This is a genomic window from Paenibacillus rhizoryzae (assembly GCF_059686995.1).
The window spans coordinates 89975-107836 of record NZ_JCAALT010000010.1; the positions used below are offsets into that span (position 1 = coordinate 89975).

The window sequence follows — 17862 nt, forward strand, 5'->3', positions numbered from 1 at the left end:
CAGGTGTACGCTAGCGGGCCGGAGTCCTCATTTCTGAGGGCACCAGCCCGGCGGTGCTGAACATATAGCCATTGTAAATGAAGGTGCTTCCCGCGCCAAATCGGCAAAATAGCTGCTGATTACGTGATTTCCTCCGACGGAGCCCATTCGGAAATTCCGTTTGACCTCCTCCTTCACATGGAGATAATAGTACGTTTTGTCGGTCTTAGGGGATTGATACACGAGCGGCGGCAGGTGGGGCACGACGTCGAATTCATTCTGCACCCGGAAACTGACGGGCACGGCTGCATTGTAGGCGCGAACGAAGGCGGGATCTCCCGTGCGAGGCGATCCGTACGTATAGGTAATGAGGGCGGCAGGCATGCGGTTCGACGCGATATCGAGCGAAGCGAGTGTTGCCAGCGCTCCTCCGAGACTATGTCCGGTTATAAAAAGCGGCTTCGACTTCGGTACTTGATCCAGCAAGCGGAAGATTTGATCCCGTGCAGACATATAAACGTCGGTAAAGCCCTTGTGCGTATTGCCGCCATTCTTTACGACCTTGAACGGAATTTGCTGGGCGATCATATCCATGACCCAGTCGGTAGGGGAACTTGTGCCGCGAAAAGCCAATATGACCCCACGATCGGACTCGATCACGAAGCCGAAGGGCTCTTCTTGCCCGGTATAGGAAGCGGCATTGAACGATCCGACCAGATGGTAGGAATCAGGCACAAGGAAAAGTCCGCCGTTATTGTACTGCACATAAGTTTGCCCACAAACTGCAGCCAAAAAGATGGCCGTTCGAATGTCCATCGCACTGCCATTGTTCATTTCTGCACCCACTCTCCTTGCTACCAGTGTATGAGGCTATGGGCCAATGTGCTTTAGGCAGCTGTCCTAGAAGTTCCAGATTCAAAGCATGATCTGCGAGGGTAACGAAGTACATAACGTCGTACCGGAGAAGGACAACGATAAGGAGATCAGAAATGCCTAGGAAATTGAAGATGCGAATTGCAGTGGTGGACGACAATCCGATGAATATTACGGTTGTCAGAGAGATTTTGAAGCGTGCGGGCTATACGAATGTTTTGCAGGCTGCCTCTGGCAGCGAATTGTTTAGTTTGCTTGGCTTAAACAGGCAGGGGCTTGAGCCGGAGGAAGCGCCGGGTGACGACGATCATGACATCGATTTGATTTTGCTCGATATGATGATGCCGGGCGTGGATGGGATTACGGCTTGTGCGATGATCCAGGAGTCACCGCGTTTGAGGGATATTCCCATCATCATGGTAACGGCAATCGGCGACTCGAAGAAGCTGGCCGAGGCGCTGGATGCCGGGGCGATCGATTATGTGACGAAGCCCATCAATCGGATTGAGCTGCTTGCACGGATACGTGTTGCGCTGCGGCTGAAGGAGCAGAAGGATTGGCATAAGGAGCGGGATCGTCGGATGAGGGAGGAGCTGCAGCTGGCGCGCGAGGTTCAGCTTGCGGCGCTGCCGCAGCCGGTAGATGACGAGCGTATTGCCATCGATGCGATATTCCGCCCGTCTGAGGAGCTATCCGGCGATTTGTACGCGTGGCATCGAATCGATGAGAATCGCTACGGCGTAGCTGTTGTCGATGCGATGGGGCATGGCATATCGTCCTCGCTGGCCTGCATGTTTATCGCATCGGTACTCAAGGAAGCGATGACGAAGCAGTCGGGGACCAAACGCGTTATCAAGGAGCTGAACCGGCGATCGCTGCAGCTGCAATTTGCGGATCAGTTGATCCAGTATTATTTTACGGGGCTGTATATGGTCATCGATTTAAGCACAGGTACGCTCGAATACGTGAATGCCGGCCATCCGCCGGGCATGCTCATTCGAAGCGATGGCAGCATTGAACGGTTCGCCCAAGGCGGCGTCGCCATCGGCATGTTCAGTGAGATGGCGATCGAGAAGCACACGCTCGCCATCGGACCCGGCGACCGTATCGTCCTGCTGACCGACGGCATCTACGACCTCGTCGGCAGCGACTACGTGGAAGACCGCGAAGCCAGCCTCACCGAGCTGCTGCAGCCCTACGGCACGCACGCTTCGCTGCAAGCGCTCGAAGAAGCGCTCTTCTCACGCGAGCAATCCGAGGAGCTGCAATCCGACGACCGCTGCTTGGTCGTGGTGGATTTGAAATAGAGAGTAGGGAGCCCCCGAGATGTTGGGGGCTCTTTTGGTTTGTGTTGGGGCTGGGGGTGCTAGGATCGAACGGGAATCTCGGAACCTGGAACCCCGCACCGAACTAACTAGCCATTCACGCATGATCTCATTCGCCTAAAGCGACATGTCTGCTCACAGTAGGGGAAACCACCATGATAAGCCGATAAGTCACTCTCAACGCTCAAAAACCCAACTAACTCGCCTTCAACGCAAGATATCGATCGCTTTTAAAGCTCAAGCATTTCAATCAACCTTCGGCGTGTGGTATCCCCCGTCGATAGCTGAAAACGGCCTGCGCCGGGGGCTGAGAGTTCGAAAATCGAACTCTCAGCGGCGAAACGGCACAAAAAAGAAGCTGAGAGTACGGAAATGGATCTCTCAGCTCCACAAACTCCCCCAAACCGTTCGCGCCGAGGGCTGAGAGTCGGAAAACCTGACTCTCAGCGGCGAAACGGCACAAAAAAAGAAGCTGAGAATACGGAAATCCGTCTCTCAGCTCCACAAACTCCACCAAACATCCCGAGCCGAGGGCTGAGAGTCGGAAAACCCGACTCTCAGCCCCAAACTGCTCCTCTGCGACTAGCGCTGATTGCGTTCACGCCGCTTCGGGCTCCCCCGCGATCAGCCGTCCTATGGCGTTCACGCCGCCGGGCTCACTCGCGCCCCGCGCGTACGCCACCTACCGGCTCGACCGCGACGGCAGCGGCGCGTCGTGCTCGACGCCGCTGCGGCTCCCGGCATCCGCCGAGCGCGCGCCAGGCTCCGCCGCAGCAGCAGCTCCGCCCCCGCGGCCGCCTCGGCTCCGCCGCGACCGCGGCGCATCGTCGCCGCCGGCTAGCGCGAGGTCCGCGCCGCTCGAGCTGCCGACGCGATCGCCTTTGTGACGGCCGTTCAGCAGATCGCCCGTCCAGCCCTTGCTCCACAGCCACCAATAGATGAGGATGGTGGTGACGACAATCACGAGACTGACGGTTATGAAGCCCCAGCGTTCACTGGCCCAAGGGATGTCCTTGAAGTTCATGCCCCAGACGGCGCCGATGACCGTTGCCGGCATGAACAAGGCGGTGAAGATCGTCAGCGTCTTCATGATATCGTTGCCGCGGAAGTTCGAGATGGCATCGTCCATCATCAGCAGCGTGTCGATCTCCATCGCATAATGGGTGAGCAGCCCCTGAATACGGTCGAGCTTCAGCTCCATCCGTTTGAACTCTTCCTGCTCCAGCAGCGTATGCATGAAGGCTTCTCTGGCTGCGCCTTGAATTTCCTTGATCGGAATAAACAAGTGACTCCAATGCAGCAGCTCATAGCGCCGCTCGAAGATGACATTCATCAAGCCGGTGCGATTCTGCTTACGCATCTTCAGCTCCAAATCGCTGAGCCGCGTCTCGAACCGATCGAGTCCGTCATGAAACGTCTCCAGCACGGCGCCAAGCAGCGCGAAGAAACCTTCCGGCGCACTCTGGCAGCGGTTCAGCTTATCCTGCCAAGGATCGAGCTGCAGCCTAACGGATAGACGCATATCCGACATATAAGTGACCAGCTTCCGATCGGTCATTCGAAAATGCAAGGGGAGAATATCACTCTCATCCTCAGACACCTGAAACAGCAAGGTCCCATGCAAGATAGCGTCGCCGCCCGGAAGCTCGGAAACGATAATTTGATTGTGAGCAATGCCTTCAACATCATTAAGCCAGCCAGCGAGCTCCGGATGGGCTTGCACGACGGCTTGTTTCGCGTGAGCAAGCTCCGCCGCCAGATCAGCAGCAGTTGGCACCCCCGAAGAGGCATCATCGACTGCTGCTTTGCTGCTGCGACTAAGACCGGACGTTTCCGGCCGCTGTTCGTGAAGCATGAGCCATTCCCACGCTTGCGGAAATTGCAGCATCCGATGCATCATGGTTTAGAAGCCTCCTGCTTGTCCGTGCGTATAGCTATACATGTTACCATCATAACGCGAACCCCGAGTGAAGCACAACAGCGCCGCCGACAATTTTATCCAAAAACACAAAAAGCACGCCGCGGCCATCATGCTAGGCCTACAGCGTGCTTCTACTCTTCCTGCTCATGGTGTTCATGCAGCAGCTGCTTTAATTTATCGATAGCACGCCGCTGTATCCGGGAAATGCTCATCTGAGAGATACCAAGCTGATCCGCGATCTGTCGCTGGGGGAGTCCATCCTGATAAGCCAGCAGCAGCACTTTCTGCTCTTCAGGCTTCAACTTCGAAAGTGCAGCCTGTAGATCGAGCCGTCGATCAATATTTTCAAAATCATTGGAATCCGACCCGAGCAAATCACCGAGCGATGACGTATTGTCATCATCTGAAATCGGCGTATCCAGCGAGACGTAATGATAAAGCTCCCGACCTGCCAAAATCTCAGTCGTTTCCTCCACGGTGAGCGACATGGCCTCTGCGATTTCTTCAATCCTCGGAGAGCGTTCAAACTTCACGGTCAGCTCATCGATCGCTTGCTGAACGGCGATCCCCTTCTCCTTAATACGGCGAGGGACCTGAACATACCACGACTTGTCACGCAAATAATTTTTCATATGCCCGATGATACTTTTCATGGCGTAAGGCTCAAACTGCATACCGAGCGAGCTGTCGAATTGGCCGAATAAACGAAGCAGAGCAATCTGGCCCACTTGCATTAAATCCTCGTATAAATCCGGGCGGTTCCGCGAGATTTTACCGGCAGCCATTCGAACCATAGACTCGTAATGGGTGATGAGCTGTTCGGCGATATCGTTAGTCGGATCGCTTTGATAAGCCATAATAAGTTCCATGCTTGTGGGCTTGGGCTGCTTAACCGGCTGCGCGCTCATCACAATTCACCGCTCTTTACTAGGCGCTTGGTAAGAACCACTTCCGTTCCGGTTTCACTGTTCACTTCCACATCATCCATCAGTGCTTGCATCAAGAACAGGCCAAGTCCGCCTGCTTGGAGTTCATCAATCGACTTTCCGTCCACCGGCTTCGCACGTGCGGCTGCGGCTGATGCATCAAAGCTGCGGCCATCATCTTTGACGATAATGGAGAGGGCATCGTTCTTCTTAATGAAGCGTACCTCAATCCGCGGCGCTGGCTGTGGAACCGGAGCGGCCTCCCCAGTGCTCAAGTCGCCGTAAGCGTACAGAACGGCATTGTTGCACGCCTCGGATACCGCTACTTTCATATCCTCGATTTCCTCGTAGGAGAAGCCGATTTTGACAGCTAATCCATAGAGAGTTAACCGAACCAGATCAATATATTCCGCCGAAGCCGGCACCTGCAAGGTGATTACTTCTTCGACTTGTATGTTCATTATGCTCTCGTCCCTTTCTGCGGCAATTACGAATTAGGCTTGTTTGAGTAAAAATGGCGTGATGCCCGTCATATCGAACAGCTTGCGAATATGAGGAGGGACAGCTTCCACGCTAAAAGGCGCTTGTTTGGCATGTCTGGCTTTCAGCACGGACACGAGAATGCCGATGCCGGTACTATCCACATAACGGAGCTCGCGCAAATTAAGAGTTAACTCTCGATCAGTCAGTTCAATCAGTGGAGTCATGACTGCACGCATATGAACGGCGGATTCCAAATCCAGCTCGCCTCCGACATAAACGATACATTTGCCTTCCTGATTCTCCGTACGCAAAAATAGTTTATCGGTCTGTTTCATAGCTCGACGCTCCTGTATCCAAAATTTCTTATTACGAGTTGTATACCCCTTCCAAAGGGACTTGAAACATAGGGCTTATGACCGAAAGGACGGCGCAGCCGTCGTGCCCCCGATAACAAGGCGCGGAGACAGCACAATCTTCTTGCGCTCCTGAGCAGGATTGGCGACAAGCGAGAGCATGAGCCGTCCAGCTTGGGCACCGATTTCTTCCTCCTGCTGCAGAATACAGGTCGGGCGAAGCGTCCACCGGGTCGAATATTCATAGTCGTCGAAGAAGATCACCGACAGCTGATCGGGAATGGAGAGCTGCAGCCGCTCGGCGACCGCAAATACTTTGAGGCCAAGGGAGGAATTAAGCGCAAATACAGCGGTGACATCCGGATTTTGCTGCAGGTACAGCTCAATTTGCTCGGGCTCCGTGCGGGTAAACACAAGCCGAGGATCGCTTAATAGGGCATGGTCAGCCAATGCTTGCCGATACCCTTCAAGCCGGTCTTCCATGCTGGTCGTTCCCGTGTAGGGAGCTGTCAGGAAGGCAATCCGGAAATGGCCCGCCTCGATAAGATGGGTAGTTGCAGCATACGCCCCGCTGAAATGATCCGTGCAAACACAGTTGGTTTCAAGCCCCTTCAAATAGCGGTCGATGACCACGATGGGGTAACCGCGCAAGGTCATTCGCAGAATATCCTCGTTATAGCTCTCCCCTTCGACAGGGTAGACGATCACTCCGGCTACGCCCATCTCTTCGGCCTCGGCTAGCAATAAACATTCCGTTTCCACCGACTCATGGGTCAGCGAGACGATAACGCGGTAGCCTTGACTCGAAGCGGCATTTTCCACGCCTTTGACCAAATTCACCATATAGGCGGTCTTCAAGCTGGGAATCAGCAAGGAGATAAGCTTCAGCTTGCGATTCTCCGGCGACTGATAACGAAGAGGCTCGCCTTGTGCTTGATCCGCGATGAAGGAGCCTTTACCCTGAATACGGTAAACGGTGCCTTCTTTCACGAGTGAGGACAAGGCGCCTTTAACGGTAATACGGCTGACGCCAAAATGCTCCGCGAGCTCGTTTTCCGATGGCAGACGATCCCCGGGGACCAGCTGGCCTTGTGCGATTTGGTCGGTTATATACGTGCGGATTTGGTTGTAAAGGGGAACGCGTTTCGTTGGTACGGACATCTAATCACACTCTCTCTCCTGATATAATGAATATACAACTTTCTTTTTGAATTTCCAATTTTTTTCTTTACAGACGTTATAACATGGGAGTATGATGCAGGTAAACAGCCACCAAGCAAAGTTTATAAGTTGTATATTTGATATATAATTATGAACGCCTCTTAGAACATCACTTCAGCAGTGCCCACCTTTTCGAAGTGCATCTCACATCAACCTTCAACTTCAATGGTCTTCTTCAAGAACGTCATCAGCAGCTTCCCGCTTTTCTTCAAACTCAAAATGTAAGCGCTCTATTTATTTCGTCTGTCTTCATACGCGTCATTTCTCCATTCACGTTGATCAGCTACACGATTCATTCCTATAGAATCTACGCGAACAAACAGGGGGAGTAAGGATGGTAAACGAAGTTCACACGGCAAGCAGACCGAAGACGTATTATTTGCAGGAAGCAATCGAACGCGGTTTCAGTGCGATTGCGAACCGATTGGACCCCGAACAGAATATGCGGCCTTATTTTCTGCTTCGCTTGCAGCCCGAACCTAAGCTTGAACATCATATCTGGGATCTAGGCGATATGTGCTCCCGATTTACCGATGCGTACCTGCTCGGTCGTCCGATTACCGGGGCCACCGATTATGTGGAAGAAGAACAAGCGCTCCGTGCAATGCTGGACACTTGCGATCCGTTTCTGAATCCGTTCATGGCAGGCAGGATGCTGCTGGCGTACGTTGATTTGTACCTGGATTCGCCTTCTAAAGCCGGTAAAGAGGTCATCGACAAGCTCGCCGCTGCGATAAGAAGCAAGCTGCAGCACGAAGAGGACTACAGCTACTGGTTCCGCAATGCCGAAGGCTGGAACACGATGGAGCATGCCGTATTCGGCGATTTCAACGGGTATCCCACCTTCCCGCTCGGCGGAATCATGCTCGCGTTAGCTCGGTACACCGAAAGTGTCGATGCACCGGACTGCGAGGACTTGCTTGATCGGATGGGCCGTTTCGTGCTCAATGTCAGCGGAACGTTTAATGCAGAGGGACATTATCAGGGACATACGCATTCCGGCGGTATCCTCACGGCGGCCGTCGCACTCATGCGCCGTGCCCTGAAAACCAATGACGCAGCAACAATTGCGAAAATGAAAACCGTCTTCGATTGGACACTGCGTTATTCCAGCACGTGGGGCTGGATACCGGATGGCGTCGGTCCGGATGACGCTTCATGCGAATCCTGTTCAATCACGGATGCTATTCATCTGGGCTTGCTAATCGCCCGTCATATCGATCCGAATTATTATGCGATCTTAGAGCGGTTCGCCCGCAATCAGCTGCTGGAGAACCAAATTATACATACCGATCCGATGCTGCCGAATGTCGATCAAGCGCAGAAGCCGCTATTCGAACGGGCGCTCTACGGAAGCTGGGCTTCCTGGTCGAAGCCGGGATCGCTGGACAACTGCCGCGAGAGTGTGGAAGGCTGCTGCCTTGGAGCAGGCATTCGGGCCTGCTATCTGGTTTGGGATGATATCGTCACCAAGCAAAATGAGGTCGTTTCCGTCAATATGTCGTTTAGCCGCAACAGCGATTGGGTTGAGGTCGTCAGCTATCAGCCGTATGAGGGCAAGCTCGAGCTCGTCATTCACGATGCGCCAAGCTTGCGTGTACGCGTGCCGGATTGGGTTGATTTCGAGGATATTACCGTTTCGATCGACGGCGCGGTCATAAGTGCTCAGCTTCCAGAGGATGGTTATATTCGTCTCCATGGATTGCAATCGGGCCAACTTGTGCAGCTGCTGTACCCAATCACCACTGTAGAGAAGGTCGAGCATGTTTCCGGACAGGATTACAAGGTTCGTTGGCGCGGCGACACGGTGCTCTCCGTTACGCCTTCGGGTCACATTTATCCGCTGTTTAAGCGCGAATGGATGGATCGGCAGGCAGCGCCGCTGGTTCAAGGCATCCCTTACGCAGCTCAGCGCAGCGGCAAAGTCCATTGGTAAGCTAGTCGTCGTTGTCGTCGCAGCCCAATGGCTGCAGTGAATTTGGGATGAGGATGAGCGGGGATCGTTTTGGCCGTTTCCCATAAGCGGCGTGCATCTCCCGGATCACCTGTACCGCATAGATAACCTTGGGATTGCGAATGCTTGGCACTGCCAAGGGGGGCATGAGAATCCCGCGCGCATGTATCGCAAGAACGGAGCAAGGGGGAGTGGAGCACGGTCGATTGGCCGGGTGGCATGGACTGCACAGAATAAACGGTTTTGTTCCTTTATTGAGCAAGGTTCCATCACTCATGTACAGGGGGAATAACGTGTGAGAATCCAGCGTAAAGTAGGCATTCTGTTAAGTGTAGCAACCCTTTCTCTAGGCGTCGTTGGCTGCAGCGGCAGCAACGACAACGATAATACGACCAATACCGCCACGAATGACGCAACGAAAACAAACAACGCAGCAGCAACGAACAACTCTTCTACGAACAATGCAGCAGCGACAAATACAGAAGAGAAGCCGCTTGGAACGGTCAGTGATTTGAAAATCACGGCGTTCAACTGGGGCTGGGATAATGCCGATCCGGCCAAGGATATCGTGCTCCCGGAGCTGACGAAGCGCCTCGGACTGAACAATTTAACCTACGATGTGCTCAAAACGGGCAGCTACGGCGATGTCGTGCAGAAGCTGCAGCTGTGGGCATCCACAGGCGGTTCCGATTGGCCGGATTTCGTAGCGGTTGGGGCAGACGGCAAAACAAAGCTCATTCTAAACACCATGGGCGAAAGCGGCAAGCTGGAAGACTTGACGCCTTGGCTGGATAAATACCCGAATGTGAAGAAAGCCGTCGAGAAGCTGCTTCCTTTCTCAACCAATCCTCATGATGGCAAGCTGTACAGCATCCCTCAAAACTTCTCCAACATGCAGGCTTATGCGATCGACCAGCCGACAATCTGGATTCGCAAGGATTGGCTCGATAAAGTCAATCTGGGTTATCCCAAAACAGTCGATGAGTTCTACAATGCGCTGAAAGCATTCAAGGAACAAATCAAAGATGTAAACGGCCAGCCGGTCGTGCCGTACTCGGCATTCGGAGAGAACTTCCGCAACATGATCAACGTGTTCTTCCCGCCGGGCCAAAACAACGGCACGGGCTGGTGGTATACGGATGCGGATGGCAAAGCTGCACGCTCCGATGTATCGCAGCCTGAGAATTTGATCAGAGCGCTGACCTTCTATAACAAATTGTACAAAGAAGGCTTAATTGAAGAAGAGAGCTTCTCGCTCAAGCAAGGTCAAATTGACGAGAAAGGGAACCAAGGCCGCATCGGTGCCGTTCACGGCGCTTATTGGGAGCAGGCGAACCCTTACACGGACAGCATGAAGAAAACCGATCCGAACGCGAAGTTCGTCGGCGTACAGCTGTATGATCCGACAATCGCTTCGGGACCAAGCTTGCCGCAGTTTAGACTGGAAGCTTGGAGTCTGTGGGCCGTGAAGGCCGGTCTTCCGAAAGAAGAAGTTAACACCTTCTTCAAGACGCTGGATTATGTCCTTTCCGAGGATGGTACGATCTTGACCAAATATGGTTTGGAAGGCCAGCAATGGGAGCGTAACGCCGATGGCAAAATCGTAGACACGAAAGCCTTCTTCGATGAAACGCAGGGCGACTGGAACAAACGCGCTCATGCCGGTATCGACGTCTACTCCTTCATTCCGAACTACGAAGCGCTGATCAAGAACCAAGCTCCGTCCGGCTATGAAATGCGCGAAGATATGATCGAAACGTGGAAGAACTTGGGCTCCAAGTTCCCTACGGAATACATTACGGATCCGCAGCGTTATGTAGATCCGGGCGATGTAGAGAACAAAGTGACGGTAGGCGAAAGCGATCGTTACAAGCAATTGGTGGCGAAGGCCGTAACGGCCAAGAACCCGGATGATATCAAGAAGCTAGTTGAGGATTGGGGCAAAAATGCACGTGCGCTCGGCTACGACAAAGTCGTGGAAGAAAGAACGGAAGCGGCGAAGTCCATTAATCTCGAAAGCTTAAAGTAATCGAAGTAATAGCTGAATGCTGCATGTCCGATCTTTGGATCGTACACGCAAGCCAATCAGCATGCCTGACCAAACTCGCACATGAGGGGAGCGCTTCGGCGCTCTCCTCCACCATTTATCCGAAAAGGAGGGTCACTCGCGATGACGGCTCTCGCTGAAACGCAGACGCATACGCCAAGCAAGAGACAGCTTCTCATGGGGAAAATAGGCCGCAAAATGTGGGATCAGCGCTGGTTGTATATTTTTGCGATACCAGGGCTTATCTTCTTTCTGTTGTTCTCCTATTACCCGATGATTGGCATTATTATGGCTTTCCAGGACTACAATCCGGTTAAAGGGTACTCCGGCAGCGATTTTGTCGGGATGGATAATTTCAAAACGATCTTCCATTTGCCTGACTTTACGAACGCCCTGCGCAACACGCTGATTATCAGCGGACTGAAATTGGTCATCGGATTTCCGGCTACCATTCTATTCGCACTGCTCATTAACGAGATTCATCAAACCGTATTTAAGCGCTTCGTACAGACGATCAGCTACCTGCCTTATTTTATCTCGTGGGTTATCGCGGCGGGGCTGTGGTATAAGCTGCTGTCTCCGGATGGCGGACTTATTAACGAAATGCTGACCAAGATCGGCATCTTGAATGATTCCTTCTATTTCATGGGGAGCACGAGTGCCTTCCTGCCGATCGTCATCTTCACCGAACTTTGGAAAAATATCGGCTTTAACGCCATCATTTATTTAGCAGCGCTATCAAGCATCGATCCACATCTGTACGAGGTATCCAGCATCGACGGCGCAAGCCGGGTTCGCCAGATCTGGCATATCGCGCTGCCCGGCATTCGCGGTACGATGGTGCTCCTATTCATTCTGAGCGCTTCCGGCCTCATGAGTGCGGGCTTCGATCAGTTGTGGACAATGGGGAACCTGCAGGTGCAAGAGGTCGGTCAAATTCTGGATACGCTCATCTTGAGCTATTTGCGCAATTCCGGCGGATTTATGGGCTTATCGCTCGGCGCGACCATGGGTGTTTTCCAAGCGACGGTTGGACTGATTCTATTCCTGCTCTGTAACTTTATCGCGAAGCTGTTTAAGCAGGAATCGCTTATTTAGAGCCGATTGGTTTGAGCCACCGGCAGGTGGATCAGCATTCGGCTAGCCAATTGGTTTGAGACAAAGCTAAGGGACCAGCACTGTTTAAAGGAGATTGCCTCATGCAGAGATCACGTGGAGAAAAATGGTTTAACGTTGTCAATATGCTGCTCATGCTCGCGTTCTCGTTTCTGTGCCTCTACCCGTTTATTTATATTTTGGCGATTTCGCTGAACGATGCGATGGATGCGCAGAAGGGGGGCATTTACCTCTGGCCGCGTATATTCACCTGGAAGAATTACAGCGTTATTTTCAACGATAGAGATATTTTCCTTGCTTATGGCGTAACGATTGCCCGGGTACTTGTAGGCGTCGTTACCCAGGTACTGCTGGTAGCTATGTTTGCCTTCGTGCTGACGAAGAAAAATTTCCCGCTGCGCAAATTTCTGAACTGGTGGATTGTCATTCCGATGTTTCTCAGCGGTGGGCTAATCCCGTTCTACATTACACTGCAGCAGCTGCATCTGCTAAACAGCTTCTGGACGTATATTATTCCCGGACTGTACGGCGCCTTTAATATTATGCTGGTGCGCACGTTTATGACGGAGCTGCCTGAGGCGCTTGAGGAATCGGCGAAGATCGACGGCGCTTCGGACTTCCGGATTTTCTTCAGCATTGTCTTCCCGCTCTCCAAGCCGGTGCTCGCTACGATTGCGCTGTTTGTCGGTGTAGGCCACTGGAATGATTGGTTCACGGGGTTTACGTTCATTTCCAATACGAAGCTGTGGACCGCGCAGAATTTGCTGCTGTTCCTGATTCAATCGAATGAAGCGTCCAACCTCGCGGTACTAAGCAAGATGCATCAGGGAGCCGTGACGGTAACGGCGGAATCGATCAAGATGGCGATGCTGATCGTGACGACGGCGCCGATTCTATGTATTTATCCGTTCCTGCAGAAATATTTTGTGAAGGGCATCATGCTAGGCTCATTGAAAGGGTGATCAGAAGGTGGAACTCGGCAGACCATTGGATTACAGGGAATTGGCAGCGCTGGCGATTCATCATTACAAGGAAATGCTTGATCCGGACTATCATCATCTACCGTATTTCTTCGCGAAAATCGGCAGTGACGAATCCTTCGCTTGGCATAGCGAGTGGGACTTTGGCGATGCGGTTGGCCGGTTTCTCGATGCCTCGATTCTGTGCGGCGAGATCGTCGGGGAACGTCTTGGCCGGGATGCCGAGACGCATATGAAGGATGCGCTGCGCTGGATGCAAAGCGAGTCGGATGGGCTGTTTTACCGGATGAGCAACGATTGGGATGTTCCTGCCGGCGCCAATATGTTTGACCAGCGGAGCGTGTTTCTGGGCCTGTTGAGCTGGCTCAAATTCGATCAAGAGGATGAGGCGAAGACGCGCATCGAGCGCATGCTGCAAGGGATGCGAAGCATTGCGGTCGAGCGTGAGGATTACATCTGCTATCCGTTTGAGACGTATGTTCCGGGTATGGCTGTACCGGAGGAAATCTACACGGAGCATGGGTTTATCGTGGAGCCGACGCATTATGGCGGAGGCGTCTTTATCCTGCCGCTGGCGATTTATTATGAGCAATATGGCGATCCGCTCGCCGCGGAGATGCTGGAGAAGCTTACGCGCTTCGTCGTGAATCATTCACGCGTATTCGAAGCAGACGGCAGCTTCTGGTCACTGGGGCGCTACCCGGATGACGGCCACTTCCACTCTAAGATGGGCGCGGTTGCCGGTATTTTGCGATATGCCACGATCAAGCAGGATGCGGAGCTCATCGCTTGGTGTCAGAAGGTATATGATTGGGCCTGCAGCATGGGCAGTACATATGGTTGGTTCCCGGAAGGCACTGGCCTGAACGGGGAGGAGCCGGTCGATGAGCGATACCGCTGGCTGCCGGGCGTCATTCAGCACAGCGAAACTTGCTGCACGACGGACATGATTCATACGGCGATCTATTTGGCGAAGAACGGCAATATTGCCTGCTGGGACGATGCGGATCGGTTCGCGAATACGCTTGTTGCCTCCCAGGTGCGCGACGTATCGTGGGCGAGAGAAGTGACCGATAAGCCGGACACGCCTACTAGAACCTATCGGAATGTACCGAAACGTTATATGGGCGGCTTCACGGGCCGGATGAACCCGAATGATTTCTCCAACCGCGGTAAGGTAGACACGATGGCTTGCTGCTGCGCTGCCGGGGGAAGAGGGCTGTACCTGATTTGGGATCATGCGACCTCGCTCAGCGGAGATCGGCTTTATGTCAATCTGTGGCTGACGAAGCAGAATGAGCACGTCAAGATGGAGTACGAGGTGCCGGAGGTCGGTGTGCTGCGCATACAGCCGAAGCAAGCCGGCGATCTGTATATCCGCGTCCCGGGCTGGCTGTCGACAGATGCCATTATATGTCATACGCCGCGTAAGCAGAGCGTTTCGCTGGCGCATCCGTATTTGGTTGTTGCGGGACTGGAAGCCGGCGAAACGGTGGAATTGTCCTTTCCTTCCGAGCTTGTGAAGCGGGAAGAAATCGTAGCCGGCGAGCGATATGAAGGCTCTTGGATCGGCAATCGATTATTTGATGTGAGCCCAAGAGGCGTGATGCCGATGAACAAGGCGCTCATCATAAAATCATGATGACAAGGGGGTATGATTGAAATGAGCATGACACTGGAGGAGCAGGTCGAGCAGTTTAAGCGGGACGGGTATTTTGTCGTGAAGCAAGCTCTGTCTCCTGAACGGGCAGCGACGTTAATTGATAAAGTTATCGCCATATCGGAAGGCTTTACGACGCGGGAAATCCCCGACATTATTGACCGGGATGAGGCGTTTGTACCGCTGCTCGTTAACCCGCCGGTATTTAACTTAATGCGGGCGTTGATGGGGCCGCGCATTCAGATGGAAAGCGTGAATGCCACGCGCATTAAGCCGGGCAAAGGCATGCCGGTCGGCTGGCATATGGACTCGCATGTTTATCCGGATCCGATGCCGCCATATTGGTATTTTCCGGTATCGATTAACTGCGCTTATTACTTGGATGAAATTACGCTGGAGAAAGGGCCGCTTGTCGTCGTTCCGGGCTCCCATCTCTCAGGCAAGAATCCGCCGGATGGGCTGAGCGAGATTGAAGGTCAGATCGATGTGATGGCCGAGGCGGGAGACGCCGTTATTTTCCATGGCGCGTTGTGGCATGCGGCGAAGCCGAACGTGCATCCGACTGAGGAGCGGCGCGCCTTGTATTATAACTACCTGCAGTCGTTCTGCAAGAATCGGGTGGATAACTTCGTCGGTGAGCGTTCACGTCAGCTCCGTGAGAGCGGACCATTCTACATTCAGCAGCTCCTTGGCAAATTTGACGGCTGGCATGAGATTCCTGCGGATGCTGAAGAGCAGTTAGCTAATCTATAGGATTCAAAAAGGAGCTGTCCTCTCTATGGCACAATTGGAAATCAGGGACGTCCGGGTCATCATGACCGCGCCCGATGGGGTTAATCTCGTTGTCGTGAAGATCGAAACGAATGAGCCCGGTCTATATGGCCTTGGCTGTGCAACATTTACGCAGCGGCATCTTGCAGTCGCTTCGGCGGTGGAGCACTATTTGAAGCCGTTCCTGGTGGGCAAGGATCCAAGACGGATCGAGGATATTTGGCAAACCGCCATGGTCAGCGCCTATTGGCGCAACGGTCCGGTGCTGAACAATGCCGTCTCCGGAATTGATATGGCCTTATGGGATATTAAAGGCAAGCTATGCGGTGTCCCCGTCTATGAATTGCTTGGCGGGAAAGTCCGGGAAGCAGCGGCTGTTTATCGCCATGCCGACGGACGGGATGCCAGCGAAGTGGAAGAGAATGTGCGCATGTTTAAGGAGCAGGGCTGCCGGTATGTCCGCTGCCAATTAGGCGGATATGGCGGACAGGGCCATAAGCTGCATCAGCCGGATCATGTGCTGCCGGGTGCTTATTTTGACCCGGATGCTTATGTGCGGAGCGTGCCGCAAATGTTCGATCATTTGCGCGCTAACCTTGGATTCGAGATTGAGCTGCTGCACGATATCCATGAGCGGATCGTCCCGATCGAGGCCGTGAGATTGGCGAAGCAGCTTGAGCCGCATCGCTTGTTTTTCCTCGAAGATCCGCTGCCGCCTGAGCATCTCGATTGGTTTCGGCATATCCGTGCGCAATGCGCGACACCGCTCGCGATGGGGGAACTGTTCGTCCATTCCGCGGAATGGATGCCGCTTATTACGGAGCGGTTAATTGACTTCATCCGCTGCCATGTCAGCGCGATTGGCGGCCTTACTCCCGCGGAGAAGCTGGGTACGCTATGCGAAGCCTTCGGCATTCGAACGGCTTGGCACGGTCCACCGGACCTGTCGCCGGTCGGCATGGCCGCGAACATCCATCTGGATCTCAGCAGTCCGAACTTCGGCGTCCAGGAATGGAGCGCGATATCGGATCGGATGCGAGAGGTGTTCCCTGGCAGTCCTGTTCTCCGAAACGGTTATGCGTACGTACCGGATACCCCCGGTTTCGGCGTTGATTTGGATGAGCAGAAAGCAGCGCTTTACCCTTGCCATGATGTGCTGCCGGGGTGGACGCTCTCGCGTATACCGGACGGTTCTCCGTCGCGGCCATAGACGTCAGCGGTTTCGGTTTGAGGCTTGTTTTCGTATGGCAGAATTTCCTTCGTCATCCGGTTTAATCCTCCTCGATTGGGGTATAGCTAACTTAAACAGGGATGCGGAGGCGATGAACATGACGTACAAAATTGGCATATTCAATACGGAAAATGAAGCAATTGCGGCCATTCAGGCACTGGAGCAGGCTGGGTTTACAAACCACGAGCTGAAGGTGCTGGCTAAGGATCGGGAACACTCCAGGCAGATCGAATCGGAAACGAACGTGCATGCCGACGAGATGACGGACCTGCTCTTAACTCGTTCAGCGGCAGACGATCATGGGGTCGACGATCTTCGAATCTATGCGCCGATGTCAGCGGCGAGCGGTCTCAACATTAGCGGCGGCTTCATCGGCGGCATGACCTATCCGAGCAATGGATTTCTGATCTCAACCGCCTTCTTGGGCGATGACCGCAATATGGAGCATGCGCTATCCGACATTGGGCTGGCGAGCAGCGATACCGAGCCATGCCGCGAGGCACTCCGCCAGGGGGCCATTATCGTGGCGGCGGATATCGGCAACAGCGACGAGGCCGATGGCCCGGATTTATCGCGCGGCGGTGCGGCGGAGGCTGCTTTTCGGAGCTGCGGGGCAGCGCAGATTTTGTAGGTTTTTTGTTTAGTGTTTCAGTGGTTGACGAAGGGCCGCCTCAAAAGTGCAATGACTTTTGAGGCGGTTTTTTTGTGTGGTGGGGATAGTTTGGGACCTGACAGGAACCCTTACTTGGGGTGCCAGAATGGGCAAATAAGCCCCGTATGGTTCGTTAGAACTTTCTTCGAAAATTTAACGAACCGCAGGGGCGTTATTTAGCCGAAATTCGGAGCTTCGAGAATCTAACGAACCGTAGAGGAGTTATACGGGACTATTCGGCTCCCAAACATCCAAAAACCACAAAATAGAGCCCCTACAGTTCGTTAGAATTATTTCGGGGTCATAAATGGGCAAATAAGCCCCGTACGGTTCGTTAGAACTTTCCGCTGAAATCTAACGAACCGCAGAG

Annotated in this window: 15 protein-coding genes; 9 read left to right on the forward strand and 6 right to left on the reverse strand. The window is 53.4% G+C overall.

From position 1 onward, the window contains the following. Positions 1 to 27: 27 nt before the first annotated feature. Positions 28 to 813 carry a lipase family protein gene (locus AC6ESO_RS25405; protein ID WP_497093827.1) on the reverse strand — a complete coding sequence of 262 codons (786 nt, stop codon included), beginning with the start codon at positions 811 to 813 and terminating at the stop codon, positions 28 to 30. 155 nt (positions 814 to 968) lie between these two features. On the opposite strand from AC6ESO_RS25405, the gene AC6ESO_RS25410 reads away from it, so the two are divergent. Further along, positions 969 to 2159: a PP2C family protein-serine/threonine phosphatase gene (locus AC6ESO_RS25410; RefSeq protein ID WP_497093828.1), complete on the forward strand. Its 1191-nt coding sequence runs from the start codon at positions 969 to 971 to the stop codon at positions 2157 to 2159. A 700-nt stretch (positions 2160 to 2859) separates the two neighbouring features. Here the strand turns inward: AC6ESO_RS25410 and AC6ESO_RS25415 are convergent. From AC6ESO_RS25415 to AC6ESO_RS25435, 5 genes are all read right to left on the reverse strand, one after another. After that, complete coding sequence (locus tag AC6ESO_RS25415) at positions 2860 to 4077, reverse strand: magnesium transporter CorA family protein (protein ID WP_497093829.1); 1218 nt, start codon at positions 4075 to 4077, stop codon at positions 2860 to 2862. Between the two features lie 152 nt (positions 4078 to 4229). Beyond that, positions 4230 to 5006, reverse strand: a complete 777-nt coding sequence (locus AC6ESO_RS25420; protein ID WP_497093894.1) for a sigma-70 family RNA polymerase sigma factor — start codon at positions 5004 to 5006, stop codon at positions 4230 to 4232. Then, the gene (gene rsbW, locus AC6ESO_RS25425) at positions 5006 to 5485 is read right to left on the reverse strand and encodes an anti-sigma B factor RsbW (protein ID WP_091225377.1); all 480 of its coding nucleotides are present in this window, start codon (positions 5483 to 5485) and stop codon (positions 5006 to 5008) included. Before rsbW ends, AC6ESO_RS25420 begins: the two co-directional genes overlap by 1 nt. 33 nt (positions 5486 to 5518) lie before the next feature. Next, positions 5519 to 5842, reverse strand: coding sequence for an STAS domain-containing protein (locus AC6ESO_RS25430; RefSeq protein WP_091225376.1), 324 nt, complete (start codon positions 5840 to 5842; stop codon positions 5519 to 5521). Positions 5843 to 5917: 75 nt separating this feature from the next. After that, positions 5918 to 7021, reverse strand: coding sequence for a LacI family DNA-binding transcriptional regulator (locus AC6ESO_RS25435; RefSeq protein ID WP_497093830.1), 1104 nt, complete (start codon positions 7019 to 7021; stop codon positions 5918 to 5920). Positions 7022 to 7415: 394 nt separating this feature from the next. Here AC6ESO_RS25435 and AC6ESO_RS25440 point away from each other — a divergent pair, with 394 nt between their 5' ends. From AC6ESO_RS25440 to AC6ESO_RS25475, 8 genes are all read left to right on the forward strand, one after another. Next, positions 7416 to 9017: a hypothetical protein gene (locus AC6ESO_RS25440; protein ID WP_497093831.1), complete on the forward strand. Its 1602-nt coding sequence runs from the start codon at positions 7416 to 7418 to the stop codon at positions 9015 to 9017. A 313-nt stretch (positions 9018 to 9330) separates the two neighbouring features. Continuing rightward, positions 9331 to 11064, forward strand: coding sequence for a type 2 periplasmic-binding domain-containing protein (locus tag AC6ESO_RS25445; RefSeq protein ID WP_497093832.1), 1734 nt, complete (start codon positions 9331 to 9333; stop codon positions 11062 to 11064). 141 nt (positions 11065 to 11205) lie between these two features. Further along, a complete protein-coding gene (locus AC6ESO_RS25450) occupies positions 11206 to 12180 on the forward strand; it encodes an ABC transporter permease (protein WP_497093833.1) in 975 nt (324 codons plus the stop codon). A 101-nt stretch (positions 12181 to 12281) separates the two neighbouring features. Beyond that, the gene (locus AC6ESO_RS25455; RefSeq protein ID WP_497093834.1) at positions 12282 to 13160 is read left to right on the forward strand and encodes a carbohydrate ABC transporter permease; all 879 of its coding nucleotides are present in this window, start codon (positions 12282 to 12284) and stop codon (positions 13158 to 13160) included. A gap of 7 nt (positions 13161 to 13167) precedes the next feature. Next, positions 13168 to 14820 (forward strand): glycoside hydrolase family protein, encoded by a 1653-nt coding sequence (locus AC6ESO_RS25460; RefSeq protein ID WP_497093835.1) that lies wholly within the window; start codon positions 13168 to 13170, stop codon positions 14818 to 14820. 21 nt (positions 14821 to 14841) lie between these two features. Further along, the gene (locus tag AC6ESO_RS25465) at positions 14842 to 15591 is read left to right on the forward strand and encodes a phytanoyl-CoA dioxygenase family protein (RefSeq protein ID WP_497093836.1); all 750 of its coding nucleotides are present in this window, start codon (positions 14842 to 14844) and stop codon (positions 15589 to 15591) included. Positions 15592 to 15616: 25 nt separating this feature from the next. After that, entirely contained in the window at positions 15617 to 16819 is a 1203-nt protein-coding gene (locus tag AC6ESO_RS25470; protein WP_497093837.1) for an enolase C-terminal domain-like protein, read from the forward strand. A 118-nt stretch (positions 16820 to 16937) separates the two neighbouring features. Then, positions 16938 to 17471 carry a general stress protein gene (locus tag AC6ESO_RS25475; RefSeq protein WP_497093838.1) on the forward strand — a complete coding sequence of 178 codons (534 nt, stop codon included), beginning with the start codon at positions 16938 to 16940 and terminating at the stop codon, positions 17469 to 17471. Positions 17472 to 17862: the final 391 nt, after the last annotated feature.